This is a genomic window from Silanimonas algicola, from assembly GCF_054777375.1.
In genome coordinates this window covers 595,733-622,411 of sequence record NZ_BAAHAS010000001.1, presented here as the reverse complement: position 1 = coordinate 622,411, position 26,679 = coordinate 595,733, and the positions used below count along the sequence as shown (strand labels likewise).

The window sequence follows — 26,679 nt, the reverse complement described above, 5'->3', positions numbered from 1 at the left end:
GCTTAGTCCTTCGTCACTCGATTCATCTCGGCCAGGCTGATCAGCCCGGCCTTGACTTTGTTGATGGCGGAGCGGCGCAGGTCGCCGATCCCTTCGCGTTCGCAGACCAGCCCGATGTCCATGGCGTTGCCGCCTTCGAGGATGATCTTCTGGATCTCTTCCGTCATCGGCATCACCTGGTAGATGCCCACGCGGCCCTTGTAGCCGCCGTTGCACTCGTCGCAGCCGACCGGCTCGTAGACGTCCAGCCCGCCCTCGCATTCCTCGGGCTTGAAGCCCTCGGCCACCAGGGCGCCTTGGGGAATATGCACCTTTTTCTTGCAGTCGTGCAGGCGGCGGGCGAGACGCTGGGCGATGATCAGGGTGACCGAGCTGGTGATGTTGTAGGGCGCGATGCCCATGTTCATCAGTCGGGCGACCGTCTGCGGGGCGTCGTTGGTGTGCAGGGTGCTCAGCACGAGGTGGCCGGTCTGCGCGGCCTTGATGGCAATCTCGGCGGTTTCGAGGTCGCGGATTTCGCCCACCATCACCACGTCCGGGTCCTGGCGTAGGAAGCTGCGCAGGGCCGCCGCGAAGTTCATGCCCTTCTTCGGGTTCATCTGCACCTGGTTGATGCCGGGCACGCGGATTTCGACCGGGTCCTCGGCGGTGCTGATGTTGCGCTCCTCGGTATTGAGGATGTTCAAGCCGGTGTAGAGCGAGACCGTCTTGCCCGAGCCGGTGGGGCCGGTGACGAGGATCATGCCGTAGGGCTTGTCCAGCGCACTGAGGTAGAGCGCCTTCTGGTAGTCCTCGTAGCCCAGCTTGTCGATGCCCATCTTGGCCGCGCTGCCGTCGAGGATACGGAGCACCGTCTTCTCGCCGAACAGCGTGGGGCAGGTGGACACGCGGAAGTCCATCGCCTTGGTCTTGCTGATGTTGAGCTTGATGCGGCCGTCCTGCGGCAGGCGCTTCTCGGCGATGTCGAGCCCGGACATCACTTTGAGGCGCGCGGTGATGCGCGGGGCCAGCTTGATCGGGGCTTTGGAGACGATCTTCAGCACGCCGTCCATGCGGAAGCGCACGCGGAAGTCGTGCTCGTAAGGCTCGAAGTGCAGGTCCGAGGCGCCGCGCTTGATGGCGTCGAGCAACATCTTGTTGACGAACTTGACGACCGGGGTGTCATCGCCCTTGGCGTCATTGCCGCCGGCGTCGGCCTTGTCGTCGTCGCCGGCTTCGGAGTCGAGGGCGTCCAAGCCTTCATCGTCGCCTCCGGCGTCGAAGGCTTCCGCCGCGGTGAACGCGCGATCGATGGCGCGCTTGAGCTGCTCCTCGTCGATCAGGATCGGCTCGACGGTGGCGCCGGCGGCGAACTGAATCTCCTCGATCGCCCGGGTGTTGGTCGGGTCGCTGATGCCGAGGAAGAGGCGGTTGCCACGCTTGTACAGCGGCAGCACGCCGTGTTTGGTGATCAGTTCCTCGTTGACGGCCTTCACGGCCGCGCGGCCCAGATCAAACGCGTTGATCTCGAGCAGCGGGATGCCGAACTCGATGCTGTTGGCGGCGGCCACGGCGGCGCTGCCGACCAACTTTTTCTCCAGCAGCCAGCGAACCACCGGCTGCTTGGCCTTGGGCGCTTCGTCCATGGCCCGGCGGGCATCGGCCTCGCTCAGGGCGCCGTCCATGACTAGCCGGCGGGCGATGCCGGTGATGCCGACCAGATTGGGGGTGACTTGGGCGTTCATGCCGCGGCGCAGGCCCTAGGAAACAGAGAATTAATGTACCTCAGGCTGCCTCCCGCACCACAAAAAAACAAGGCCGCCCGAGGGCGGCCTTGTCTCCGATCAATGCTGAGCGATTACTCGCGGCACTCGGCCGGGACGTAGCGGACATCGCTCGGGTTGTTGCAATCCCACTCGGTGCCCGTCTCCTCGTCGTACGTCGGGACGAGGTCGAAGGTCACGTCGGCCGCGGCGCCGGCGTCGACCGCAACGCTGATCGTGCCCGCGTCGCAGGTCAGGCTCGTGCGGCCAGCATCCGTCACTTCGTTCACGCCAGCGCACATGTCGTTCGCATCGTTAGCGAAATTCTCCGAGACGGTCGTCTTCGCAGCCGAGGCGATGCCCAAGCCTTCCGTCACGCGAGCGCGGATGGTGTAGTCCTGGTAGGCCGGCAGCGCGATGGCGGCGAGGATGCCGACGATCGCGACGACGATCATCAGTTCGATCAGGGTGAAGCCCTGCTGGTTCTTCATGGTGGTAACCCCTAGCTAGTGGTGGTGGATTCGTGCCCGGAGCCGTGATGGCACCCGTCGGTGCCGACGCCGGCACGGGGCGAACAATGCACCATCCGTGCCAAGCCGGGAACCCTTGATTTTGTGACGCGTTGCAAAACGTGGGGCATGGATGCGGCTTTGCATCATCCCGCGGCCGCGCCGGGTCAGAAAGTGACGCGACGGGCCGCGTCACTCGGTGAGCGCCGTCACATCCGCTATTCGATGCCGTACTTCTTCAGCTTGTAGCGCAGCGCGCGGAAGGTGATGCCCAACGCCTCCGCCGTTCGGGTGCGGTGCCAGCGGTGGGCCTCCAGCGCGGCGATCAGGGCCTCGCGCTCGATCTGCGCCAGCGCGTCGGGCAGGGCGCCCTCGGGGCTGCCGGGCAGCGGGGCGTCGGCAGCCTCGCCGGCGTGGGGCGGGGCGTCGGGGGCGGGGGCGGCCGGCAGGCCGAGGTCGGCCGCGTGCAGGGTGGGGCCGTCGGCCAGGGCCGCGGCGCGCTCCAGCACGTTCTCGAGCTCGCGCACGTTGCCGGGGAAGGGGTAGGCGGCCAGCGCCGCCCGGGCGTCGTCGGCCAGGCCCAGGGCCCGGCCCTGCTCCTGGGCGAGGCGGGCCAGCACGGCCTCGGCGATGGCCGGGATGTCGTCGCGGCGCTCGCGCAGCGGCGGTACGGGCAGCGCGATCACGTTGATGCGGTAGAACAGGTCGTGGCGGAAGCGGCCCTCGGCCACCAGCGTGGCGAGGTCCTTGTGGGTGGCCGAGAGCACGCGCACGTCCACCGGCACTTCGGCCGGGGCGCCGACGGGGCGCACGGCTTTCTCCTGCAGCACGCGCAGCAGCTTGACCTGCATGGGCAGGGGCAGCTCGGCGATCTCGTCGAGGAACAGGGTGCCGCCCTGCGCGGCCTGGAACAGGCCGTCCTTGTCGGCGTGGGCGCCGGTGAAGCTGCCCTTGCGGTGGCCGAACAGCTCGCTTTCCATCAGCTCGGCCGGGATGGCGCCGCAGTTCACCGGCACGAAGGGGCCGTCCTTGCGGCCGCTGTGGGCGTGCACCAGCCGCGCCACCAGCTCCTTGCCGGTGCCGGACTCGCCGCAGATGAAGACCGGGGCCTGGCTGCGGGCCACCTTGGCGGCGGTCTCGCGCAGTTGGCGCATCGCCGGGGCGTCGCCGATCAGCCGCGGCACCGGGGCCTGCGCGGCGGCGCGGCGCTGCACGCCGAGGTTCAGCGCGTGGGTGACGAGCTGGCGCAGCACCGCGAGGTCGACCGGTTTGGTGACGAAGTCGAACGCGCCGGCCTTCAGCGCGGCGACGGCGGCTTCGACGTTGCCGTAGGCCGTCATCATCGCCACCGGCGTGTGCGGGTGCTTCGCGGCGATGTGCTCGACGAGCTGCGTGCCGTTGCCGTCGGGCAGGCGCATGTCGGTGAGGCAGAAGTCGAAATCGTGCACCTGCAGCTGGGCACGGGCCTGGGCGAGGTCGCCGGCGGTTTCCACGCGCAGGCCCATCCGCCCGAGGGTGAGGGCCACCAGCTCGCGGATGTCGCGTTCGTCGTCGACGATGAGGGCGCTGCGCGAAATCATGGGGTTCCGGGGCGTCCTGGCCGATCGTTAGCGTAACGGCCCGGCAAGCGGATGCGGAAACAGGCGCCGCCGCCGGGCACCGGCACGAAGCGCAGGCGGCCCTGGTTGGCTTCGCAGAGCTGGCGGGCGATGTACAGGCCGAGGCCGGTGCCGTGTTCGCTGGTGGTGTAGAAGGGCTCGAACAGGCGCGCGGCCACGGCGGGCGGGATGCCGGGGCCGTGGTCGACCACGTCGAGATCGACCGCGCCGGGTTCGGCGCCGTCGCCCCCGGCGGCCTGGGCCCGCAGCAGCACGCGGGCCGGCTGGCCCGGCAGGCGGCCATAGGCGCGGGCGTTGTCCACCAGCACGGTGAGCACCTGTTGCAGGTGGCGCGGATCGACCATGGCGCTCAGCCCCGTGCTGCCGCGCGCGTCGAGCTGGTCGGCCCCGAGCGGGTGCAGGCCGCGGTAGTCCTCGACGAAGCGCTGCAGCAGCTTCGGCAGGTCGACCACCTCGGCCTGGGCGCGCTCGCGGCGGGCGAGGCCGAGCACGCTGTCGACGATGCCGTCCATGCGCTGGCACTGGCCCTGGATGATGTCGAGCAGGCGGCGGTCGGCCTCGGGCAGGCCGGGCGATTCGTCGAGCAGCTGCGCGGCGTGCAGGATGGCCGAGAGCGGGTTGCGGATCTCGTGGGCGATGCTGGCGCCGAGCCGCCCGAGGGTGGCCAGGGTGAGCTCTTCGGCGCGGCCGCTGTAGTGGCGGGCATCGTCGAGGAAGCACAGGTAGAGCTCGTCGCGCACGCCGGTGGCGGCGAAGCGCGGCAGCAGCTCGGGCCCGTCCTCGCCGACGCGCAGGCTGCGCGGCTGCACCTCGCCGCTGCTGCGCCAGCGGCGCAGCAGGGTGTCGAGCGGCGGGCAGAGGTCGGCGAGGCGCTGCGCTTCGCCTTTCGCCCCGAGCAGGGCCCAGGCGGCCTCGTTGAACAGGCGGATGCGGTGCTGGCCGTCGACCACGAGCACCCCCGTGCGCATGCGGCGGATCACCAGTTCGTTCAATTCCGCCAGCTGCGCCACCTCGCTGCCGCGCTCGTCGGCCAGCGCCTCGGAGCGGGCCAGCTCGCGGCGCAGGAACTGCGAGAACGCCGCGCCGGCGAGGTAGCAGACGGCGAACATCGCCGGCTCCACGAGGGGGCGGTCGTCGCGCGCGGCGAGGGTGCTCAGGGCGAACTCGCCGAACACGGCGGCGGCGGCCAGGGTGGCCAGCGCCATCGCCAGCCGGAACCCGACGATCAGGCTGCCGATGGTGATGTTGAACAGCAGCAGCAGGCCGATGGCGGCATCCAGCCCCTGCTGGGCCGAGAGCACCGTGGCCGCCACCACGATGTCGAGGGCGAGGCCCCAGCCGCCCTGGATGGGCAGGTTCGCCCCCTCGCGCCGGCTGGCCCAGAGCAGGCCCAGCGACAGCAGCAGGTAGAAGGTGGCGGCGCCGCGCAGCAGCGGGGCGTCGACGGCGGTGAGCAGGCCGAGGTGCTCCGGCGCCCAGCCCAGGGTGACGAGGAGGACGGCTTCCAGCACCCGGTACAGGGCGAAGCCGAACAGCTCGCGCTGCTGGACGCCGCCCTTGGGCAGCTGGCTGGACGAACGGACGAAGGGCATGGCCGCACTGTAGCGGCAGGCCGCACCGGGCGGGGCGGGCGCTCGCTTTGCCTTCCTGCACCCGAGCGACGACAATACGCGCCCCGTCGGCGGGCGTCTCCCGGATCGCCACCCCGATGGCCCTCATCCCCGCGGCGCCGTGCCGCCCAGACCCAGGTGTCCCATGAATTTCCACGAGTACCAGGCCAAAGAGCTGTTCGCCGAGGTCGGCATCCCCGTCCCCGCCGGCAAGATCGCCCGCACCGCCGATGAAGCCGTCGAAGCCGCCAAGGCGCTCGGGGGCGACTTCTGGGTGGTCAAGGCGCAGATCCACGCGGGCGGCCGCGGCAAGGCCGGTGGCGTGAAGCTCTGCAAGAGCCTCGACGCCGTCAAGGAAGCCGCCGCCGGCATGCTCGGCCGCAAGATGGAGACCTACCAGTCGGGTGGCCGCGCGCTGCCGATCGACGTGGTGCTGGTGACCGAGGCCTCGGACATCGCCAAGGAGCTCTACATCTCGGCCCTCGTCGACCGCGCCACCAAGTCGATCACCTTCATCTGCTCGGCCGAAGGCGGCGTGGAGATCGAGAAGGTCGCGGCCGAGACGCCGGAGCTGATCCACACGGTGCACGTGAACTTCGTCGAAGGCCTGCAGCCCTACCAGTGCCGCCAGGTCGGCTTCGCGATGGGCCTGAACGCCAAGCAGTGCGGCCAGCTCACCAAGATCATGCTGGGCCTGTTCACCCTCTTCAACAAGTACGACCTGTCGCTGATCGAGCTGAACCCGCTCGCCATCAACACCCACGGCGACCTCGTGGCGCTCGACGGCAAGGTGAACTCGGACGACAACGCCGAGTTCCGCCAGCCGAAGACCACGGCCATGCGCGACATCGCGCAGGAAGACGAGGCCGAGGTGCTGGCCGTCAAGTACAACCTCAACTACGTGACGATGGACGGCAACATCGGCTGCCTCGTCAACGGCGCGGGCCTCGCGATGGCCACGATGGACGTCATCCAGTTGAACGGCGGCTCGCCGGCCAACTTCCTCGACGTCGGCGGCGGCGCCACCAAGGAGCGCGTCACCGAGGCCTTCAAGCTGATCCTGAGCTCGGACAAGGTCAAGGCGATCTTCGTCAACATCTTCGGCGGCATCGTCCGCTGCGACATGATCGCGGAAGGCATCATCGCCGCGGTCAAGGAAGTGGACGTCAAGGTGCCGGTGATCGTGCGCCTCGAAGGCACCAACGTCGAGAAGGGCAAGGAGCTGCTGAAGAGCTCGGGCCTGGCCATCCAGCCGGCCGACGACATCAACGACGGCGCCAAGAAAGCCGTCGCCGCCGCTGCCTGAACCCGACACCAAGGAATCGAACCATGAGCGTTTTGGTCAACAAGAACACCAAGGTGATCGTGCAGGGCTTCACCGGCCAGCAGGGCACCTTCCACGCCGAGCAGATGCTCGACTACGGCACCAAGGTCGTCGGCGGCGTCACGCCCGGCAAGGGCGGCACCACCCACATCGGCCTGCCGGTCTTCAACACCGTGCAGGACGCGGTCGACGAGACCGGCGCCGACGCCTCGGTCATCTACGTGCCGCCGCCGTTCGCGGCCGACGCCATCCTCGAAGCGGCCGCCGCCGGCATCCGCCTGATCGTCTGCATCACCGAAGGCATCCCGGTGCTGGACATGCTGCGCGTCAAGCACGTGCTGGCGCAGTACGACGACGTCGTGCTCATCGGCCCGAACTGCCCGGGCGTGATCACGCCGGGCGAGTGCAAGATCGGCATCATGCCGGGCCACATCCACATGCCGGGCAAGATCGGCATCGTCTCGCGCTCGGGCACGCTGACCTATGAAGCCGTGAAGCAGACCACCGACGCCGGCCTCGGCCAGTCGACCTGCATCGGCATCGGCGGCGACCCGATCAACGGCACCAACTTCATCGACGCCCTGCAGCTGTTCCAGGACGACCCGCAGACCGAAGGCATCATCATGGTCGGCGAGATCGGCGGTTCGGCCGAGGAAGAAGCGGCCGAGTTCATCAGCGAGTACGTGACCAAGCCGGTCGTCGGCTTCATCGCCGGCTCGTCGGCCCCTCCGGGCAAGCGCATGGGCCACGCCGGCGCCATCGCCTCGGGCGGCCAGGGCACGGCCGAAGGCAAGTTCGCCGCGCTGGAGAAGGCCGGCGTCGTCACCGTGAAGTCGCCCGGCGACCTCGGTGCCGCCATCGCCAAGCTGGTCAAGAAGTAAGGGCCGCGGCGCGCAAGCGCCGGGGTTCGTGAGTACCGGAGGCCGCCCGCGAGGGCGGCCTTCGTCGTTTCGTCGCGGCCAGTGTGTTCTGTATTGACAAAGTAAATACGTCGGAGGGATAGTCGGCCAGCATGGACATACGCATCGACATCGATGGGCAGGGGTTTGTCTGGGATGAGGCAAAGGCCGATGCCAACGTGCGCAAGCACGGTGTCCGTTTCGAGGAGGCCGCGACGGTGTTCTTCGATCCGCTGTTCGTGGTCGTCGATGCGTCGAGAAACGATGAGGCGCGGCACGCGGTGATCGGCTTCGATGCGCATGCGCGCCTGCTGTATGTCGTGCACGTCGACATTGTCGACGGTGTGCTTCGCCTGATTTCCGCTAGACGCGCGACGCGCGACGAGGAGGCCCGCTATGCCGAATGACCGAATCCGCCAGCGTCTGGCGACTGCCCGCACCATGACCTCGATCACGATGCGTATCCCCGAGGATGTCGTCGCGTCCATGAAGGCGATCGCGCCATTGCGCGGCATGTCCGGTTATCAGACCTTGCTGAAGGCCTACATCAGCGAAGGCCTGCGCCGTGACGAGGCTGAGCTGCTGAGCGACCCGGCGCGACGCCTTGCCGAAGCATTGAAGGCGCGCGGTGTCGATCCCGAACTGCTCGAGCAGGCCATCCGCGACACGCGTGCCGCATGACGCTGCGCCTCGCCCTCGCCCAGTTCGACTGCCCCGTCGGTGCCGTCGCCGCCAACGCCGACCGCGTGATCGCGTGGATCGCCGAGGCGCGCGACACGCATCGCGCCGACCTCGTCGTCTTCCCCGAGCTGACGCTCTCCGGCTACCCGCCGGAGGACCTGCTGGAGCGCCCCGGCTTCCTCGCCGAGTGTGCCGCGCAGCTGCAGCGCGTGGCCGCGTGCTGCACGGGCGGGATCACGGCGGTGGTCGGTTGGCCCGAGGCCGTCGGCGGCGTGGTGTTCAACGCGGCCAGCGTGCTGCGCGACGGTCGTGTTGAAGCGACCTACCGCAAGCGCAAGTTGCCGAACTACGCGGTGTTCGACGAGCGCCGCCACTTCGCGCCGGGCCACGAGGACTGCGTGGTCGACGTGGCCGGCGTGCCGGTGGGCGTGATCGTCTGCGAAGACCTCTGGCATCCGGAGCCGATCGCGGCGACGGTGGCGGCCGGCGCGCGCCTGGTGGTGGTGCCGAACGCCTCGCCCTTCGAGCGCGACAAACTCGCCGATCGCGATGCGTTGATGGCCTTGCGCACGGCCGAAGCGCGCACCGCCATCGCCTACCTCAACCTCGTCGGTGGGCAGGACGAGCTGGTGTTCGACGGGGCGTCGGTGCTGGCCGACGCCGATGGCCGCCTGCACCCGGCGGCGCGCGCCTTCGACGACCAGTGGCTCATCACGGATTTCGACGCCGGCAGCGGCCGGTTCACCCCGGTGCAGTGGCCGACGGAGGACGACGAGTCCCGTGAATCGCTCGCCTATCGCGCGGCGGTGCGCGGCCTGCGCGACTACTGCGGCAAGAACGGCTTCGGCTCGGCGTGGTTGGGGCTGTCGGGCGGCATCGACTCCGGCCTGGTGCTGGCGATGGCGGTCGATGCGCTCGGCGCCGCGAACGTCACCGCCGTCCGCCTGCCCTCGCGCTACACCTCCGATCTCTCGAACGACCTCGCGGCCGAGCAGGCGGCCGCGCTCGGCGTGCGGCTGGAGACCGTCGCGATCGAGGCGCCGTTCGAGGGTTTCCTCCAGGCCCTCGGGCCGCTGTTCGCCGGCCTCGCGCCGGACGTCACGGAGGAGAACCTGCAGTCGCGCTGCCGCGGTGCGCTGATGATGGCGCTGGCCAACAAGCACGGCGGCCTGCTGCTGACCACGGGCAACAAGAGCGAGTACGCCGTCGGCTACGCCACCATCTACGGCGACATGTGCGGCGGCTACGCGCCGATCAAGGACCTCTACAAGATGGAGGTGTTCGCCCTGGCGCGCTGGCGCAATGCGCGGCAGCCCGCCGGCGCGCCGCCGGCCATCCCCGAGGCGGTGATCACCCGCCCACCCTCGGCCGAACTGCGCGAGAACCAGACCGACCAGGATTCGCTGCCGCCCTACGACCTGCTCGATGCCCTCCTGGAGGCGCACATCGAAGGCCGCGAGGGCCGTGACGCGCTGCTGGCGCGCGGTTTTCCGGTGGAGGCCGTGGACCAGGTGCTGCGCCTCGTCCGCATCAGCGAGTGGAAGCGCCGGCAGGCCGCGCCGGGGCCCAAGCTCTCGCGCCGCGCTTTCGGCCGCGAGCGGCGTTACCCGATCACCAACGGCTGGCGACGCTGAGCCCCGGAAACGCGAAGGCCGCCCGGAGGCGGCCTTCATCGATGCGCGAGGCGCGGCGTGGCGTCAGCGGCCGGCGCCGAACGGATTCAGCTGGCCCCAGAGGCCACCGCGCTCCGGCCACTCGCCGCGGAGGTAGGGGTGGTCGGGGTAGTTCTTCTCGAGCACGCGGCGGGCGTCGGCCGCGAGGTCGTCCTGGCCGAGTGCCGCATGGCTGGACGCGAGCAGTGCGATGCCATCGGCCTCGAACTCGCTCTGCGGGTAGATCTCGAGCAGGTACTTCGCGCGGTTGATGGCGGAGACGTAGGCGCCGCGGCGGTGGTAGTAGAGCCCCGTGGTCGCCTCGTGGCGGGCCAGGAAGTTCTTCAGGTAGACCATGCGCTGGCGGGAGTCGGCGGCGTAGCGGCTGCTCGGGTAGCGGCGCAGCAGCTCGGCGAAGGCCTCGAAGCTGGCCTGCACGCGGGTCAGGTCGCGGGCCGACATGTCGGCGCGGGCGATGCGCTGCAGGAAGAAGCTGTCGCGGTCGAAGCCGTTCAGGGCGCGCAGGTAGTAGGCGTAGTCGATCGCCGGGTGCGTCGGGTAGGTGCGGATGAAGCGGTCGATCGTCGACGTGGCGTCTTCGTGCTTGCCCTGCTTGTACTGCGCGTAGGCCAGGTCGAGCTGGGCCTGTTCGGTGTACGGGCCGAAGGGGAAGCGGCCGGTCAGGCGCGTCAGGTAGGTCTCGGCGCGCGCGTAGTTGCCGGCTTCGCGCGATTCGCGGGCTTCGGCGTACAGGGCTTCGACCGGCAGGGTCTCGGTGTCCGGCTCGCCGCCGTCGAACCAGCCTTTCATGGTCTGGCAGCCGGTGGTGCCGAGGGCCAGCAGCGACAGGAGGGCGAGGCGGGTCAGGACGCGCGTGGACGGCATGGACGGCACGGAACGGGCACCAGCGGGGTTCAGGACGGTCGATAATAGCGGAATCCCCTGAATCGCCGCCGAGCCGCCCCGACCATGACCCTTCCCCATTCCGCCCGCCCGGACACCGACGATGCGCGTGGCGAGGACGAGCGTGAACTGCTCGAGGCGGTGGTGCCGCTGGAGCACGCCGGCCGACGTTTCGACCAGGCGCTGGCCGACCTGTTCCCGGATTTCTCCCGCTCACGGCTGACCGGCTGGATCAAATCGGGGGAGGCCCTGCTCGACGGTGCCGAGGCGAAACCCAAGCAGGCGCTGCGCGGCGGCGAGACCGTCACGGTGTGGGTGACCCCCTCGATCGAGACCACGGCCGAGCCCGAGGCCATCGCCCTTGACCTCCGCCACGCGGACGACGAGGTGATCGTGCTGAACAAGCCGGCCGGCCTCGTGGTGCACCCCGGTGCCGGCAACCCGCGCGGCACGCTGGTGAACGCGCTGCTGCACTTCGACCCGAAGCTGGCCGAGCTGCCGCGCGCCGGCATCGTCCACCGCCTCGACAAGGACACCTCGGGCCTGATGGTGGTGGCGCGCACCTTGCGCGCCCATGCCTCGCTCGTGGAGCAGCTCTCGAACCGCGAGGTGCACCGGCAGTACCTGGCCGTGGCCTGCGGCGCGATGGTGGCCGGCGGCACGGTGGATGCCCCCATCGGCCGCCACCCGACCGACCGCATCCGCCAGGCGGTGAATGAGAGCGGCCGCGAGGCCGTCACCCACTACCGCGTGCGCGAGCGCTTCCGCAGCCACACGCTGGTGGAATGCCGCCTCGAAACCGGGCGTACGCACCAGATCCGCGTGCACATGGCGCATGTGCGCCATCCGCTGGTGGGCGACCCGCTGTACGGCGGCAACCTGCGCCTGCCGAAGGGGGCGACCGAGGCCCTGGTCGAGGGCCTGCGCGGCTTCAAGCGGCAGGCCCTGCACGCCGAATCGCTGGCCTTCGTGCACCCCGCCAGCGGCGAGACGCTGCGCTTCGAAGCCGGCATGCCGGACGACATGCTCGCCCTGCTGGCGCGGCTGCGCGAGGACACCGCGGAAGCCGCCGCCAAGGGCATCAAGTGACGGCGGCGATCGGCATCGCATCGCGCTGGTGGACGCCGCGTTGACGTTCTTCGACGTCGCCGAGGGGCTTGCGCCTGCCGGCGTGTGCGGTGGTTCGACGCAGCGGCGGGGGCTGGGCGTGTCGCCCCCGCCCTTCGACACGCTGAACCTTGGCGGCCACCGCGCCGCCGACGGGGACGACGCGGCGAACGTGCGGGCGAACCGCGAGGCTCTCCGCGAGGCGCTGGGGCTGCCCTCGACGCCGCACTGGTTGCGGCAGGTGCACGGCACGGCGGTGTTCGATGCCGATGCCGGCACGGTCGACGGTGTGCCGGTGCCAGCCACCGCTGATGAGCCCGAGGCCGACGCCGCGGTGACGCGTCGTGCCGGCGTCGTGCTCGCGGTGCTGCACGCCGACTGCCTGCCCGTGCTGCTGTGTTCCGACGATGGCACCGTGCTCGGTGCGGCCCATGCCGGCTGGCGCGGCTTGGCCGCCGGCGTCATCGAGGCGACGGTCGCGGCGATGGGCGTGCCCGGCGAGCGCGTGATCGCCTGGCTCGGCCCGGCGGCGGGACCGGCGCATTACGAGGTGGGCGACGAGGTGCGCGCGGCCTTCGTCGATCCCGACGATGGTGCCGCAGGTGCGTTCATCGCCACGCGGCCGGGCCATTGGCGCGTCGATCTGTACGCGCTCGCGCGGCGCCGTCTTGCGGCACTGGGCGTGTCGCGCGTTGCCGGCGGCGGGCGCTGCACGATCGGCGAGCCGGACGCGTTCTTCTCCCATCGACGCGACGCCCGCACCGGGCGGATGGCCAGCCTGCTGTGGCGGGCTCCGACCGGCCGCTGAACGGCAGGTGCCGTCATGACGAACGGCAGGGCGACGACGGGCCGGCCGTGCGGTGATGCTGGACTCACCGCCCTTGTCCCCCGGAGTGTCGTGATGCGCCTCGCCCCCCTCGCTTTCGGCCTCCTGTTGGCCGGTTTCTCCGCCGCAGCGTTCGCGAACGTCGCCGACATCGAAGCCCTGCTGAAGAACCGTGACCCGGGCGCGCTGCCCAAGGCGCAGGCCTTCGTCGAGGCCAACGAGGCCAATGCCCGCGCCTGGGTGCTGCTGGCCCGTGCGCAGCTGCAGAAGGGCGAGGCCGAGGACGCCGTCGAGAGCGCCGAGCAGGCGGTCGCGATCGCGCCCAACGACGCGCAGGCGCAGTTCTGGCTCGGCAACAGCCTCGGGGCACGGATCGGGCAGGTGAACATGCTCCGCAAGATGGGGATGGCGCCGGACCTGCGCGACGCCTTCGAGGCCGCGGTTCGGCTCGACGGCAACCTCCTCGACGCGCGATCGGCCCTGATCCAGTTCTACTTGCAGGCCCCTGGGGCCATCGGCGGCGGCGTCGAGAAGGCGCAAGCGCAGCAGGCCGAGATCGCCAAGCGCAACGCGGCGCGCGGCCATCTGGCGGAAGCCACCATCCAACGCGCGCACTTCGAGGACAACGCCGCGGCGATGCGCGCCATCGATGCCGCGGTGGCCGCGGTGCCGGCGCTGCCGGCCGACGACATCGACACCCGCGTGATGGTGGGGAACAGCCTCGTCGCGCTCGAGCGTTATGCCGAGGCCCGGACATTCCTCCTTGCGTGGGCGGCGGCGCAGCCGCAGCAGGCCGCGCCGCATTACCAGCTGGGCCGCCTTGCCGCGATCAGCGGCCAGTTCCTCGACGAAGGCAGCGCCGCGCTGGAGCGCTACCTCGATGGCGGTTTGGCGCGCGGCGAGAACGATCCACGGGATACGGCCGCGTGGTGGCGCCTCGGCCAGATCGAGGCCAAGCAGGGCGACACCGCTGCGGCGCGCATCGCGTTCCAGACGGCCGTACGGCTCGATCCCCGCAACAGCGAGGCGAAGAAAGACCTCGAGGCGCTGTGATGCGCGCGCCGGCGTCGCGCCCGTTGTCCGACGGGGCGCGATCGGGCTGAACGGTCGGCCCCTCCCGGCTTGCGCCGGATCAAGCCGGCCTTGAATCACCTCGCCATCATCCGCATCTGGAAGCCATCGCGGCCCGTTCCGTGGGCCGCCGCCCCTTTCGGAGACGACCCATGCGGATGGACAAGCTCACCTCGCGCTTCGCCCAGGCCCTGCAGGACGCGCAGTCGCTGGCGCTCGTGCGCGACCACAACCTGATCGAACCCGCGCACCTGCTCTCGGCCTTGCTTGATCAGCAAGGTGGCGGCACGCGTCCGCTGCTGGCGCAGGCCGGCGGCAACGTGGTGCTGCTGCGCGAGAAGATCGGCGAGGCGCTCGACAAACTGCCGAAGGTGACCGGCCAGGCCGGCCAGGTGAACCTCGGCAACGAGCTGGCGCGCCTGCTCAACGTGACCGACAAGCTGGCCAGCCAGCGCGGCGACGCCTTCATCGCCAGCGAGCTTTTCCTTCTGGCTTGCGTCGAGGACAGCGGCGAGGCCGGCAAGCTGCTGAAGTCCGCCGGCTTCGACAAGGCCAAGCTCGAGGCGGCCATCCAGAAAATGCGCGGGGGCGAGAAGGTGCAGAGCGAGAACGCCGAGGACCAGCGCCAGGCGCTGGAGAAGTACTGCATCGACCTGACGGCCCGCGCCGAGAACAGCAAGCTCGACCCGGTGATCGGCCGCGACGAGGAGATCCGCCGCACCATCCAGGTGCTGCAGCGGCGCACCAAGAACAACCCCGTGCTGATCGGCGAGCCGGGCGTGGGCAAGACGGCGATCGTCGAGGGCCTCGCCCAACGCATCATCAACGGCGAGGTGCCGGAAGGCCTGCGCGGCAAGCGCGTGCTCTCGCTCGACATGGGCGCGCTCATCGCCGGTGCCAAGTTCCGCGGCGAGTTCGAGGAGCGCCTGAAGGCCGTGCTCAACGACCTCGCCAAGAACGAAGGGCAGGTGATCCTGTTCATCGACGAGCTGCACACCATGGTGGGCGCCGGCAAGGCCGAGGGCGCGATGGACGCCGGCAACATGCTCAAGCCCGCGCTGGCGCGCGGCGAGCTGCACTGCATCGGCGCCACCACGCTCGACGAGTACCGCAAGTACGTCGAGAAGGACGCCGCGCTGGAGCGCCGCTTCCAGAAGGTGTTCGTGGGCGAGCCGAGCGTCGAGGACACCATCGCCATCCTGCGCGGCCTGAAGGAGCGCTACGCCGTGCACCACGGCGTGGAGATCACCGACCCGGCCATCGTCGCCGCGGCCACGCTCTCCAACCGCTACATCGCCGACCGCCAGCTGCCCGACAAGGCCATCGACCTGATGGACGAGGCGGCCTCGCGCATCCGCATGGAGATCGACTCCAAGCCGGAGGAGATGGACCGCAAGGAGCGCCGCCTGATCCAGCTGAAGATCCAGCGCGAGGCGCTGAAGAAGGAGAAGGACGACGAATCGAAGCAGCGTCTCGCCGACCTCGAGGCCGAGATCGCCAAGCTGGAGCGCGAGTTCAACGACCTCGAAGAGGTGTGGAAGGCCGAGAAGGCCGCCGTCACCGGCACCACGAAGCTCAAGGAGCAGATCGAGCAGCTGAAGTCCGAGCTGGAGGCCGCGCACCGCCGGCAGGACCTGGCGCGCGCCTCCGAGATCCAGTACGGCAAGCTGCCGCAGCTCGAGAAGCAGCTCAGTGATGCGCAGGCGACCGAGACCAAGGGCTTCACCCTCCTGCAGGACAAGGTGACGGCCGAGGAGATCGCCGAGGTCGTGTCGCGCTGGACCGGCATCCCGGTCAGCAAGATGCTGGAGGGCGAGCGCGAGAAGCTGCTGAAGATGGACGACGTGCTGGCGAACCGCGTGGTCGGCCAGCGCGAAGCCGTGCGCGCGGTGTCCGATGCGATCCGTCGCTCGCGCGCGGGCCTTTCCGACCCGAACCGGCCCAACGGCAGCTTCCTGTTCCTCGGTCCCACGGGCGTGGGCAAGACCGAGCTGTGCAAGGCGCTGGCCAGCTTCCTGTTCGACACCGAGGAGGCCATGGTGCGCATCGACATGAGCGAGTTCATGGAGAAGCACTCCGTGGCCCGCCTGATCGGTGCGCCCCCGGGCTATGTCGGCTACGAGGAAGGCGGCTACCTGACGGAAGCCGTGCGCCGCCGCCCCTACAGCGTGATCCTGCTCGACGAGGTCGAGAAGGCGCACCCGGACGTGTTCAACGTGCTGCTGCAGGTGCTCGACGACGGCCGCCTGACGGATGGCCAAGGCCGCACCGTGGACTTCCGCAACACGGTGATCGTGATGACGAGCAACCTCGGCAGCCAGCACATCCAGGAGCTGAGCGGCGAGGGCGACGCGGCCTACATCCAGATGAAGGCGGCGGTGATGGGCGTGGTGCAGTCGCACTTCCGCCCGGAGTTCATCAACCGCCTCGACGAGATCGTCGTGTTCCACCCGCTGGGCCGCGAGCAGATCCGCGAGATCGCGCGCATCCAGACCGCCTACCTGGCCAAGCGCCTCGCCGAGCGGCAGATCAAGTTCGGCATCGATGACAAGGCGTTGGACGTGCTGGGCAACGTCGGGTTCGACCCGGTGTACGGCGCGCGGCCGCTGAAGCGCGCCATCCAGCAGCAGATCGAGAACCCGCTGGCGCAGAAGATCCTCGGTGGCGAGTTCGTCGCCGGCGACACGCTGCAGGTGAGCAGCGAGGGCGGGACGATCGTGTTCAGGAGGGCCTGAGTTTCCCGGCGGCGGAACGAGGGTGTCGCGCCGGCGCCTCAGGGCGCCGGCACGCCGATCGTCCGATCACCGGGCAGCGCTGCGCCGTCGCGCAGGTGCGACAGCATCGCGTCGAGCGCCGCGTAGGCCTCCGGCATCAGCGGGACGTAGCGGCCGGTCAGGCCCGGCATGCCGAGGAACGCATCGAAGTGCTGGGCGAAGGCGATCCGCCAGTAGCCGAGGCGTGCGCCGTGCTGGCGGGCGAACGCGGCGTAAGGCGCACTCGTCGTCCATTCGGGCACGAGGCCGTCATCGAGGCCATGCAGCAGCAGGATCGGCAGCCCGTCGCGCGGGGGCAGCGCACGCGTGGCGATGATGGCGTCGCGCACCGCAGCGTCGTCCTTGGCCAGCGCACGAAGCCCGAGCAGTCCGGCCACGCGGCCGTCGTCGCCGGGCGGATCGAGCAGCACCACGCCGTTGCCGGGCGGGATGCCGCTGCTGTCGCTCCACCACAGCGCCGCTTCCGCCGGCGTGGCCGCGACCGGTGCGCCCTGCGCGTCGCGCACCGCATAGCGGTAGCCCAGCGGCATCGCGTCCGCGGGTGCGCGTGCGTAGGCCGAGGCATAGCCCGCCGCCACGGCGCGCCAGAGGTCGAAGGCCACGCTCAAGCCGCCGGCACGCAGGGCGGCGTCGGTCCATCCCGCGGCCTGCATGGCGTTCCATGCGGCCGTGGCCTGGGCGGGAAGGCCGTCGCCGTCGATCTGGCCGTGCTTCGCCAAGGTGGCGCAGCCGGCGGCGTAGGCCGGCGGGAGCGTGCCGCCCGGACGGAGCAGGGCGTCGCCGTCGAAGTGCGGCGCGGCCAGCGCGCAGGGCATCAGCAGGGCGGCGTGGGTGGCGACGTCGAAGAGCGGCCGCGCACCATCGAGATGGATGTTGGGCGACACCGCCACCACCCCGTCGATGCGTGGGGCATCGGCGATACGGCGTGAGGCGTCCGCCTCATCGCCCGCAGCGCGCAGCACGGCGCCGGCGCCGTTGGACACGCCGGCGGCGATCACCCGCAGCGCGTCCGGGTGGATCGCCGCTTCGCGCACCAGCACGTCCCGCCCGAAGGCGGCGGCCTGCAGCACGTGGCGGCCCCAGTCGGCTTCCGGGTGGTCGCCGGAATGCGCGTGCGGGACGTGCACCGCGTCCTCGCGGCCCTCGACGGGGAGGCGCGTCCAGTCGGTGCCGGCCCCCTTGTCGGTGTAGGCGACGGCGCAGCCCTTGGGCAGGCCCCAGCCGCCGGCCAGCGCGATGGCGCCGTACACGCCGCGCGAACCGGAGGAGGCGGTGACGACCAGGCAGGGGCGTTCGCGGTCGAAGGTGTCAGGCAGCTGCAGCAGGACGCGATGCGGGTGCGCAGCCCCCGGCACGGTCGCGCGGCCGTGGAACTCGCGGCCCGGCACGGGGCGGAGATCGCCGTAGGTCGTGCCGAGGCCGCCGGCCGCGCTCACGTCGGCGATGCCGCGCCAGTTCGTCCAGACCGCCCGGCGTCGCAGTTCGGCGAAGGTCGGCGCCGCCGGATCGGCGAGGGCGGGGATCGGACCACGCAGGCCCTCGAGGCCGAGCCCGGCGGTCAGCAGGTCATCGCTGTCGCGATGCACGCTGGACGCGGGCACCGGCACCGTGCCGGCGATGGGGAGCGTGCCGGCCAGCGCCGCGCCGCCGCCCACCAGCGCCAGCAGGGCAAGGGCCATGGGCGGCGTCGCGGCGAGGGCACGCGGACGGGAGGGCGAGGGCGGTTCGATGCTCATCACGGCAGTCTGCGAGCCGGGGGCGGCGGGGCCATCGTACTTTCGTCCAAAGGCCGGGCGCGCCCCCGCACGGCAAGCTGGCGCCATGACTGATCGATTCCTCGAAGGCCGCGTCGCGCTGGTGACCGGCGCCACCTCCGGCATTGGCCTCGCCGTCGCGGAGGCCCTCGGCGCCGCCGGCGCGCACGTGCACATCAACGGCCTTGGCGGCAGTGGCCAGGTGGCCGCCGCGCTGGCGGCCGTCCGCATGGCGGGTGCGGCGTCCGCGGTGCACCACGATGCCGACCTGCGCGATCCCCAAGCCATCCACGCGATGATGGCCGCGGCTGGCGAGATCGATGTCCTCGTGAACAACGCCGGCATCCAGCACACGGCGTCGCTGGCGGAGATGCCCGACGATCGCTGGGACGCGCTGATCGCCATCAACCTCAGCGCCTGCTTCCACACGATGAAGGCGGCATTGCCGGGCATGGCCGCACGCGGCTTCGGCCGCGTCATCAACATCGCCTCGGTGCACGGGCTTGTCGCTTCGGTGAACAAGGCGCCCTACGTGGCGGCGAAGCATGGGCTGATCGGCTTGTCGAAGGTTGCTGCGCTGGAGATGGCCGCGCAGGGCTCGCGCGCCTCGGGCGGCGTTACCGTCAACTGCGTGTGCCCCGGCTGGGTGGAGACACCGTTGATCGAACCGCAGATCGCCGCGCGAACGGTCAATGGTGATCGCGACAGCGGCATCCGCGCCCTCCTGGCCGAGAAGCAGCCCAGCCTGCGCATGACCCTGCCGACCGAGATCGCCGCACTGGCGCTCTGGCTGTGCCGTCGCGAGGCCCACAACCTCAATGGCGCCGCGCTGCCGGTGGATGGCGGGTGGACGGCGCAGTGAGCGGCTAAGCTGCCGCCATGCACCATCTGCTGATCGTCGACGACCATCCGCTTTACCGGCTCGCGCTGCGGCAGACCCTGGCGTCGGGGCTGCCCGGCGCGCGCATCGACGAGGCCGGTGATCTGGCCAGCGCCCAGTCCGTGCTCGCGACATCGCCCGACATCGACCTCGTGCTGCTCGACCTGCAACTGCCCGGCACGCACGGGCTGCTGGCGCTTGGTGAACTCCGCGCGGCGCATCCGGGCGTCGCCGTTGCCATCCTCTCCGGCCAGGACGACCCGGCCACCGTGCGCCGCGCGCTGGCCATGGGCGCCTGCGGCTACCTGACCAAGCACGCCGGCACCGACGAACTCCACGCGGGCGTGCGCGCCCTGCTGGCCGGCGAGACCTGGATGCCGGCGGCCCTGCGCGAGTTGCTCGCCCGCACGCCGCGCGATGGCGAATCCGAATCGCTGGCCGCGCGCCTGGCGACGCTCTCGCCGCAGCAATTGAAGGTGCTGCAGCGCGTGGCCGAAGGGCGCCTCAACAAGCAGATCGCCGACGAGCTCGGCATCCAGGAACGCACGGTGAAGGCCCACCTCACCGTCGTCTTCGAGAAGCTCGGCGTGCGGAATCGCACGCAGGCCGGCGTGCTGCTGAGCGGGCTCGCCGGGGAATAGCGGCGCCGACCGCGCCCGCGCCGTCCCGCGTGGCGCCTCAGGCCCGCGCCATCGCGGCCAGCAGCGATTTCAGTCGCAGTGGTTTCAGTGGCTTGGTCAGCGGCGTGGCGCCCACGGCGAGCACGGCTTGCCGCACCGCTTCGCCATGGTCGGCGCTGACGATGATGCCGGCGCCGCGCGGATGGCGGCGCGTCAGGGCCTGGTGCAGGGCGTCGCCCGTGGCGCCGTCGTCGAGGTGGAAGTCGAGCACCCACGCCTGCGGCCCCAGTTCCGCCGCCGCCCGCAGGGCCTCGTCCGGCGTGCCGGCCGTCCGGACGGTGGCGCCCCAGCCCTCGAGCAAGTGGCGCGTGGCGTCGAGCACCACGGTGTCGTTGTCGACCACCAGGACGCGCAGCGCGAGGTCGGCCGCGGCTTCGGCGGGACGGGGCGGGGCGTCGGTGGTCGCGGATCGCGCCGCCGCGCGCGGGACGGTGATCGAGAACACGCTGCCGCGCCCCTGCCGCGAGCGCAGTGCCAGCGGCGCGTCGAGCAGGCGCGCCAGGCGATCGGCGATGGCGAGGCCAAGCCCAAGGCCTTGCCCGCCACGTTGCAGGCGACGGAACTCCTCGAACACCAGGCGCTGCTGCTCGGGCGCGATGCCGATGCCGCTGTCCCAGACCTCGATGGCGAGCGCGTCCGCGCCGCGACGGCGTACGCCCAGCACGAGCCCGCCGCGCGGCGTGTAGCGCACGGCATTGGCGAGGAAGTTCTGCAGCACGCGGCGCAGCAGCTGTGGGTCGCTGCGCACCCAGGCCGTCGTCGGCACGCAGCGCAGCGAGAGGCCTTTCGCTTCCGCCATGACGCCTGTCTCCCGTGCCAATCCGTCGAGCAGCGGTTGCAGCGGCAGGTCGATGGGCTGCGCCGCGAGGCCGCCGGCGTCGAGCCGCGAGATGTCGAGCAGGCCGCCGAGCAGATCCTCCGCCGATTCCAGCGCGCCGGCGATGCGCGCCACCTGCGGCGCCACGCCGGCGGCGTCGCTGCGCTGCGCCAGTGCATCGGTGAACAGCCGCGCGGCGTGCAGGGGCTGCGTCAGGTCGTGGCTGACCGCCGCGAGGAAGCGCGTCTTGGCCTGGTTCGCGCGTTCCGCCTCGGCTTTCGCCTCGGCCAGCTCGCGCGTGCGGTCGCCCACGCGGGCCTCCAGCGTCTCGGCATCGCGGCGCAGCGCGTCCTCGCTTGCACGGAACACGGTGACATCGGTGAAGGTGGCGACGAAGCCGCCGCCGGGCATCGGCTCGCCGCGGATCTCGATGACCGCATCGCCGATGCGCCGCTCGCTCAGGTAGGGCGTGCCGGCGCGCATGTGCTGCAGGCGCTGCTCGAGGCCGCGGGCCACGTCGATGTCGCCAGTGAGTCCACGGCGCAGGTTGTGCTCGACCAGCGCGGCCACCGGCATGCCGACCTGGAGCAGGTCGTCGGGGTAGCCGAAGATCTCGCGATAGCGGCGGTTCCACACCACCAGCCGCAGCTCGCGGTCGACGACGCTGATGCCCTGGCTCATGTGCTCGAGCGCCACCTCGAGGAGCTGCTGGTTGAAGCGAAGCCCCTGCGTCGCCTCGTCGACGAGTTCCGCGACCTGCTCGGGCGCCGGGCCGCTTGGTTGGCGCAGGGCGTCGAGGAGCAGGCGTGCCGAGGACGCGCCCACGACGGCGGCCAGTTCCCGCTCCACGCGGGCCAGTTGCCCGGCCGGGAGCAGCCCGGTGGCGGGGGCGTCGCTCAGCGCGGCATCGAGCCGGTCGGCGGCAAGGAAGCGCGAGGCGAGCCGCTTCACCGCGGTGACGTCGAGCGGGCCGTCGCGACGATCGCCGGCGGTACCGCGCCAGCTCGCGAGCAGCAGGGGGAGCGCCGTGCCGACGACGAGGCTGGCGGCCACGCCGCGGCTCAGTGGGCTCCACCCGCCCAGGCCGAACAGGCCGTCCGGCGACAGCCATGACCAGCCGAAGGGCGCACCGGCGCGATCGACCAGGGCGAGGCCCATGGGCTCCGCGACGCCCGGCAGCAGCACCCAGGCCCAGGTGAGGAAACCGGCCACCAGCCCGATGAGCACCGCCCATGGCGGGGTCTGCGGTCGCCACAGGGCGAAGCCGACGGCGGGGGCCAGCGTGCCGAGGCCCGAGAACGAGAGTGCGCCGATATCGGCCAGCGCATCGTTGTCGCCGAGGACGCGGCTGTAGGCCCAGGCGAGTGCCAGCACCGCGGCGATGGCGAAACGCCTCTGCCGCAGCACCGCGCCGCGCAGGTCGCCGTCGCCGGCACGCCAGCCGCCGCGCAGCCGCAGCGGCGTCAGCCAGTGGTTGCCGATCATCACGCTCAGCGTCAGCGTCGCGAGGATCAGCATGCCGGTCGCGGCGGACAGCCCGCCGAGGAAGGCGAGCAGGGCCATCCCCGGTGCCCCCTCGGCCAGCGGCAGGGCCAGGACGTACAGGTCGGCGGGAACGCCCATCGCGCCCAGCGTCTGCTCGCCCGCCATGGCCAGCGGCAACACCGGCAGGGCGATCAGCGCGAGGTAGAGCGGGAACAGCCAGCGCGCGGTGCGCAGGTGCGTCTCGTCGCGGGCTTCGACGATGCCGACGTGGAACTGGTGTGGCAGGGTCAGCATCGCGAGCGCGCCCAGCAGCACCAGCGCGGGGAAGCCCGCGGTGCCGCCCTCGACGTGGGGCAGCGGGGCATCGGGGAGGCCGCCGGGGCGCGTCAGCAGCCACAGGCCGAGGCCGAGCATGGCGGTGAGCTTGAGCAGCGACTCCGCCGCCATCGCCAACACGAGGCCGCGGTTGTGCTCGACCGCGGAGGCCCGGCGCGTCCCGAACAGCATCGCGAAAGCGCCGAGCGCGATCGCCACGTACAGCGCGCTGTCCTGCTCGGGCGGCGCGGCCAGGTCGCTGCCGCGCGTCACGAGCCCATGGCTCATGGCCACGGCCTTCAGCTGCAGCGCGAGGTAGGGAACCATGCCGATCACCGCGATGGCGGTGACGGTCGCCGCGAGCGCGGAACTGCGGCCCAGCCGCGTGGCGATGAAATCGGCCAGCGAGGTGCTGTTGAGTTCGCGTGCGAGGCGGAAGAGCTTCAGCAGGACGGGAAAGGCCAGCGCGTAGAGCAGGATCGTGCCGAGGAAGGTGGGTGGCAGCGCCCAGCCCGAATCGCGCGCCTGCTGCACCGTGCCGAAGAAGGTCCAGCTGGTGCAGTACACGGCGAGGGACAGGGCGAACACCCATCCCCAGTGCCGCGCCATCGCGCCCGGATGGCGCTCCCCCCACACCGCGGTGCCGAACAGCAGGCCCAGCCACAGCACCGCGGCGAACAGCACGCCCCATTCGCTCAACATGCGGGTCCTCCCCCGCGCCGCGATGCGGCCGGTTCGGGGATCAGCGCGTCCCCGCCAGCCGGTCGAGCAACGCCGCGACGAAGCGGATCTGCCCGCCCGTCCTCAGGTCGTAGTCGGCGCCGCCGTAGCCCCACCAGTCCCAGCATGCTTTCGGATTCAGCGGCATGTAGCTCGATTGCGCCTGAGGATAGACCACGACCACGCGATGCACGTCGGCCCAGCGATTGAAACCGGCGTCGCGGACGAAGGCCTCGCCGACGCTCTCCTCGTTCTGCTGGCAGCCGTGGAACACCACGAGTGCGCCGCAGGCGGCGTCCGTGCAGGCGCCGGGCCGATAGACGAAGCCGGTATCGGCCAGGCCCACCGCGCCCTCCGGGGCCAACTCGCGCTGGTCGAAGCGCAGCAGGGCGCCGGTGCCGGCACCGGCCTCACCGGCCTCGCCGAACAGCGCGCCCATCACCTCGCCGGCGGCATCGATGTCGCAGTCGAGCAGCCACGGCGATCCCGGTTGCCCGCAAGGGACGCCGGCATCGGGCGTGGGCCAGCCATGGCCGAAGGCGCGCTGGTCGTCGAGCGTGACCGTGGCCGCGTTGCCGGAAAGATCCCGCAACACCGCGGCGGTGATCGGCGCGAGCGGTGGCGCCACCGTCGCGTCGTCCTTGCCGTGCAGCACCAGCACGCGATCACCGGTGAACGTCGCCAGCGGATCGATCGTTCCGTCGGCCGCCCGTTGCCTCGCGACGGCGACCAGCGTGGCCGCCGCCGGAGGCGCCGGCTGGGCGGTCATGCACGGGCCCAGCGCGGTCTCGAGCTGCCCCTGCGCGCAGCCGTACGGGCCGCCGGCCACGAGGGCCGCCCCGTGCACGCGGGCATTGAGCGCCACGTGCACCTGCGTGGCCATGTACGCCCCGGACGACACCCCGGCCACGGCCACGCGCGACGCGTCGAGCGTGATCGCGGCCAGCGGCGGTGCCGGCTCGCCGCCGCAGCCCGAGAGGCCGCCGAGCATCGCGGTGAGGACGAGGGGCAGCGGGCGGCGGTGGGTCATCGCGGACTCAGAAGTCGTAGCGGACCGACAGGCTGTACTGGCGCGGCGCGCCGTAGAAGCCGGTGTAGACGCCGAGGGCCTGCGCCAGGTTGTAGCCGGTCGTCAGGTACTCCTTGTCCGTGAGGTTGGTGCCCTGCAGGGACACCGACCACGGGCCGCCGCTCTGCCAGACGACGCCGGCGCTGACGAGGCCGTAGCCGTCCTGGCTGATCGGCAGGCGACCGAAGGGCGCGGCCGGCGGCACGTTGCTGCGGATGATCTCGGTCGTCGCGATGACCTCGCTCTGGTAGCTGTAGCCGACGCGCGCCGTGAGCTCGCCGGCGCTGCCGACGGCCGTGCGCCACTCGAGGTTGATCGCGCCGGAGAACTCGGGCGCGTTGGTGAATTCCTGCTCGTTGGCGATGTCGACGCCGGCGAACAGGAACTCGTCATACTCGGCGTCGAGCCACGCGAGGTTGCCGCTGACGGTGAACGCGTCGCTCAGCAGCCACTGGTACTCGGCCTCGACGCCCTGCACCGTGCCCTTGCCGGCGTTGGTGAAGTCGCCGAAGAAGCCGCCCGCCGGGTTCGCCGTGAAGACGGAGAGCTGGATGTCCTCGTACTTGTTGTGGAACGCCGCGAGGTTCAGGAACAGGCGCTGGTCGAGCAGGCCCATCTTGGCGCCGACCTCGAAGCTGTCCACCACCTCGTCGTCGAAGGGCAGGGCGGAGCGCGGCACCAGCGTGGCCTGCGCGCGGATGTTGTAGCCGCCCGACTTGAAGCCGCGCGAGGCGAGGCCGTAGAGCATCACGTCGTCGTTCAGGTCGAAGTTCAGCGCGATCTTCGGCGAGGTGTTCTTGAAGTTGATCGTGCGGTCGAAGTTCGCGGCCGCCGGGTCGTCGGTGGCGATGGCCGGCGTGCAGTCGCGCAGCGTGGTGAAGGTGGCGCTGGTGTAGCAGCGGTTCAGCACCTTGGCGCGCTTGTCCTCGTCCGTGTAGCGCGCGCCGACGTCGAGCGACAGCCGGTCGCTGAGGTCGAACGTCCAGTCGGCGTAGAGCGCCACGCTCTCGGTGAACACCGTGCCTTGCGTGTCGCCGAAGCTCAGGTTGAAGAAGTTGTTGAGCACCTGGCCGCCGGCCTCGCCGTCGAAGGCGTAGAGGCCGACCACGCCGCGCGAGCGGCCGCCAGCGTCCCAGTTCGCCTGCAGCTCGTGGCTGACCTGTTCGTCGGCGTAGAAGGCCTTGACGTCGGCGATCGGCGCGGTGGTGGTGTCGAAGTCGATGTTGGTCTCGGTGTCGCTCTGCCGCTTGGCCAGCACGTACTTCAGCGTCAGGTCCTCGGTGGCGCGCCAGTTCACCGTCGTCGAGGCGCCCTCGATGGTCGTGTCGTTGATGTTCGGCATGCCGTTGCGCACGTCGTAGCGATCGGCGAGCGGCGGGAAGGCGCCCAGCGTCGGGAACAGCACCGCGTTGAAGCGGTTGGCCTCCAGCATCTGCGCGCCGCGCACGCCGCTCTGGTCGTCGACCATGTCGAAGGCGAACTGGATGTCGAGCTGGTCGTTGACGAAGGCGCCGAGCTGGCCGCGAATGGCGAACACGTCCTTGTCGCTGACGTCGTCGCCGGTGACCCGGTTCTCGCCGAACCCGTCGCGGTCCAGCTTGGCGACGGCGAGGCGGCCGCGGAGGCCGCCGTTCGCCGCGATCGGGCCGCCGATGGCGGCCTTGACGTCGATCTGGCCGTAGTTGCCCACGGTCACCGAGGCATGGCCGTCGAGCTCGGTCGGCAGGCCGCGCGAGATGTATTTGATGGCGCCGCCGATGGTGTTCTTGCCGTACAGCGTGCCCTGCGGCCCGCGCAGCACTTCGATGCGCTCGACGTCGAACACGTCGAGCAGCGCGCCCTGCGGGCGGGCGATGTAGACATCATCGAGGTAGAGGCCAACGCCCGGGTCGACGCCCCACAGCGGATCGGCCTGGCCGACGCCGCGGATGAAGGTCGTGAGCGTCGAACTGGAACCGCGCGCCGCGTAGATCGTCAGGTTCGGCACCTGCGCGTCGAGGTCGGCGATGTCGCGCGTGCCCAGGCGATCCAGCGCGTCCGCGGTGAAGGCGGTCACCGCGATCGGCACCTCCTGCAGCGTTTCCTCGCGCTTGCGGGCCGTGACGGTGACGGCATCGAGCGTCTTCGCTTCCGGGTTGGCGTCGGCCGGGGCCGACTGGGCAAAGGCCACCGGCGTGGCGGCGAGGCCCGCGAGCAGGGCGGCGTGGATGGCGGTGCTGAGTGCGCTGCGGAACATCGGTCT

20 protein-coding genes are annotated in these 26,679 nt (G+C 70.9%); 11 read left to right on the top strand and 9 right to left on the bottom strand.

Features of this window, described 5'->3' with window-relative positions; translation table 11 throughout:
- Positions 1-2: 2 nt before the first annotated feature.
- The 4 genes from pilB to ACYVAK_RS02925 all read right to left on the bottom strand — a co-directional run bounded on the left by pilB (position 3) and on the right by ACYVAK_RS02925 (position 5,462).
- A complete protein-coding gene (pilB, locus tag ACYVAK_RS02940) occupies positions 3-1,724 on the bottom strand; it encodes a type IV-A pilus assembly ATPase PilB (protein ID WP_461057812.1) in 1,722 nt (573 codons plus the stop codon).
- Between the two features lie 113 nt (positions 1,725-1,837).
- Complete coding sequence (locus tag ACYVAK_RS02935; RefSeq protein WP_461057810.1) at positions 1,838-2,233, bottom strand: pilin; 396 nt, start codon at positions 2,231-2,233, stop codon at positions 1,838-1,840.
- A gap of 236 nt (positions 2,234-2,469) precedes the next feature.
- Positions 2,470-3,831, bottom strand: a complete 1,362-nt coding sequence (locus tag ACYVAK_RS02930) for a sigma-54-dependent transcriptional regulator (RefSeq protein WP_461057808.1) — start codon at positions 3,829-3,831, stop codon at positions 2,470-2,472.
- Complete coding sequence (locus tag ACYVAK_RS02925) at positions 3,828-5,462, bottom strand: sensor histidine kinase (RefSeq protein ID WP_461057806.1); 1,635 nt, start codon at positions 5,460-5,462, stop codon at positions 3,828-3,830. The genes ACYVAK_RS02930 and ACYVAK_RS02925 overlap by 4 nt, the downstream gene beginning before the upstream one ends.
- Before the next feature lie 163 nt (positions 5,463-5,625).
- On the opposite strand from ACYVAK_RS02925, the gene sucC reads away from it, so the two are divergent.
- From sucC to ACYVAK_RS02900, 5 genes are all read left to right on the top strand, one after another.
- Positions 5,626-6,786 (top strand): ADP-forming succinate--CoA ligase subunit beta, encoded by a 1,161-nt coding sequence (sucC, locus tag ACYVAK_RS02920; protein WP_461057804.1) that lies wholly within the window; start codon positions 5,626-5,628, stop codon positions 6,784-6,786.
- Positions 6,787-6,809: 23 nt separating this feature from the next.
- Positions 6,810-7,685, top strand: a complete 876-nt coding sequence (gene sucD / locus ACYVAK_RS02915) for a succinate--CoA ligase subunit alpha (RefSeq protein WP_461057802.1) — start codon at positions 6,810-6,812, stop codon at positions 7,683-7,685.
- 131 nt (positions 7,686-7,816) lie between these two features.
- Entirely contained in the window at positions 7,817-8,110 is a 294-nt protein-coding gene (locus tag ACYVAK_RS02910; RefSeq protein ID WP_461057800.1) for a BrnT family toxin, read from the top strand.
- Complete coding sequence (locus tag ACYVAK_RS02905; protein WP_461057798.1) at positions 8,100-8,384, top strand: hypothetical protein; 285 nt, start codon at positions 8,100-8,102, stop codon at positions 8,382-8,384. Before ACYVAK_RS02910 ends, ACYVAK_RS02905 begins: the two co-directional genes overlap by 11 nt.
- Positions 8,381-10,018: an NAD+ synthase gene (locus ACYVAK_RS02900; RefSeq protein WP_461057796.1), complete on the top strand. Its 1,638-nt coding sequence runs from the start codon at positions 8,381-8,383 to the stop codon at positions 10,016-10,018. The genes ACYVAK_RS02905 and ACYVAK_RS02900 overlap by 4 nt, the downstream gene beginning before the upstream one ends.
- A 63-nt stretch (positions 10,019-10,081) precedes the next feature.
- Here ACYVAK_RS02900 and ACYVAK_RS02895 read toward each other — a convergent pair whose 3' ends face one another.
- Positions 10,082-10,921: an outer membrane protein assembly factor BamD gene (locus ACYVAK_RS02895; RefSeq protein WP_461057794.1), complete on the bottom strand. Its 840-nt coding sequence runs from the start codon at positions 10,919-10,921 to the stop codon at positions 10,082-10,084.
- An 84-nt stretch (positions 10,922-11,005) separates the two neighbouring features.
- On the opposite strand from ACYVAK_RS02895, the gene rluD reads away from it, so the two are divergent.
- From rluD to clpB, 4 genes are all read left to right on the top strand, one after another.
- Entirely contained in the window at positions 11,006-12,028 is a 1,023-nt protein-coding gene (gene rluD, locus ACYVAK_RS02890) for a 23S rRNA pseudouridine(1911/1915/1917) synthase RluD (RefSeq protein ID WP_461057792.1), read from the top strand.
- 28 nt (positions 12,029-12,056) lie between these two features.
- Positions 12,057-12,854, top strand: coding sequence for a peptidoglycan editing factor PgeF (gene pgeF, locus ACYVAK_RS02885; protein WP_461057790.1), 798 nt, complete (start codon positions 12,057-12,059; stop codon positions 12,852-12,854).
- A 93-nt stretch (positions 12,855-12,947) separates the two neighbouring features.
- On the top strand, positions 12,948-13,925 hold the full coding sequence (locus tag ACYVAK_RS02880) for a tetratricopeptide repeat protein (protein WP_461057788.1): 978 nt from the start codon (positions 12,948-12,950) through the stop codon (positions 13,923-13,925).
- Positions 13,926-14,095: 170 nt separating this feature from the next.
- Complete coding sequence (gene clpB / locus ACYVAK_RS02875) at positions 14,096-16,678, top strand: ATP-dependent chaperone ClpB (RefSeq protein WP_461057787.1); 2,583 nt, start codon at positions 14,096-14,098, stop codon at positions 16,676-16,678.
- Positions 16,679-16,716: 38 nt separating this feature from the next.
- Here the strand turns inward: clpB and ACYVAK_RS02870 are convergent, their stop codons facing one another.
- Entirely contained in the window at positions 16,717-18,453 is a 1,737-nt protein-coding gene (locus ACYVAK_RS02870; protein WP_461057785.1) for a 3-hydroxybutyrate oligomer hydrolase family protein, read from the bottom strand.
- A gap of 85 nt (positions 18,454-18,538) precedes the next feature.
- Between ACYVAK_RS02870 and ACYVAK_RS02865 the strand changes: the two genes are divergently transcribed.
- Both ACYVAK_RS02865 and ACYVAK_RS02860 read left to right on the top strand, forming a co-directional pair.
- On the top strand, positions 18,539-19,333 hold the full coding sequence (locus tag ACYVAK_RS02865) for a 3-hydroxybutyrate dehydrogenase (protein WP_461057783.1): 795 nt from the start codon (positions 18,539-18,541) through the stop codon (positions 19,331-19,333).
- Positions 19,334-19,350: 17 nt separating this feature from the next.
- Positions 19,351-19,992, top strand: coding sequence for a response regulator (locus ACYVAK_RS02860; RefSeq protein WP_461057781.1), 642 nt, complete (start codon positions 19,351-19,353; stop codon positions 19,990-19,992).
- Positions 19,993-20,029: 37 nt separating this feature from the next.
- On the opposite strand, the gene ACYVAK_RS02855 is transcribed toward ACYVAK_RS02860, so the two are convergent.
- The 3 genes from ACYVAK_RS02855 to ACYVAK_RS02845 are packed head-to-tail and all read right to left on the bottom strand — an operon-like array spanning position 20,030 to position 26,673.
- On the bottom strand, positions 20,030-23,350 hold the full coding sequence (locus ACYVAK_RS02855) for a hybrid sensor histidine kinase/response regulator (protein ID WP_461057779.1): 3,321 nt from the start codon (positions 23,348-23,350) through the stop codon (positions 20,030-20,032).
- Between the two features lie 40 nt (positions 23,351-23,390).
- On the bottom strand, positions 23,391-24,398 hold the full coding sequence (locus tag ACYVAK_RS02850) for an extracellular catalytic domain type 2 short-chain-length polyhydroxyalkanoate depolymerase (RefSeq protein ID WP_461057777.1): 1,008 nt from the start codon (positions 24,396-24,398) through the stop codon (positions 23,391-23,393).
- A gap of 7 nt (positions 24,399-24,405) precedes the next feature.
- Positions 24,406-26,673, bottom strand: a complete 2,268-nt coding sequence (locus ACYVAK_RS02845) for a TonB-dependent receptor (RefSeq protein ID WP_461057775.1) — start codon at positions 26,671-26,673, stop codon at positions 24,406-24,408.
- Positions 26,674-26,679: the final 6 nt, after the last annotated feature.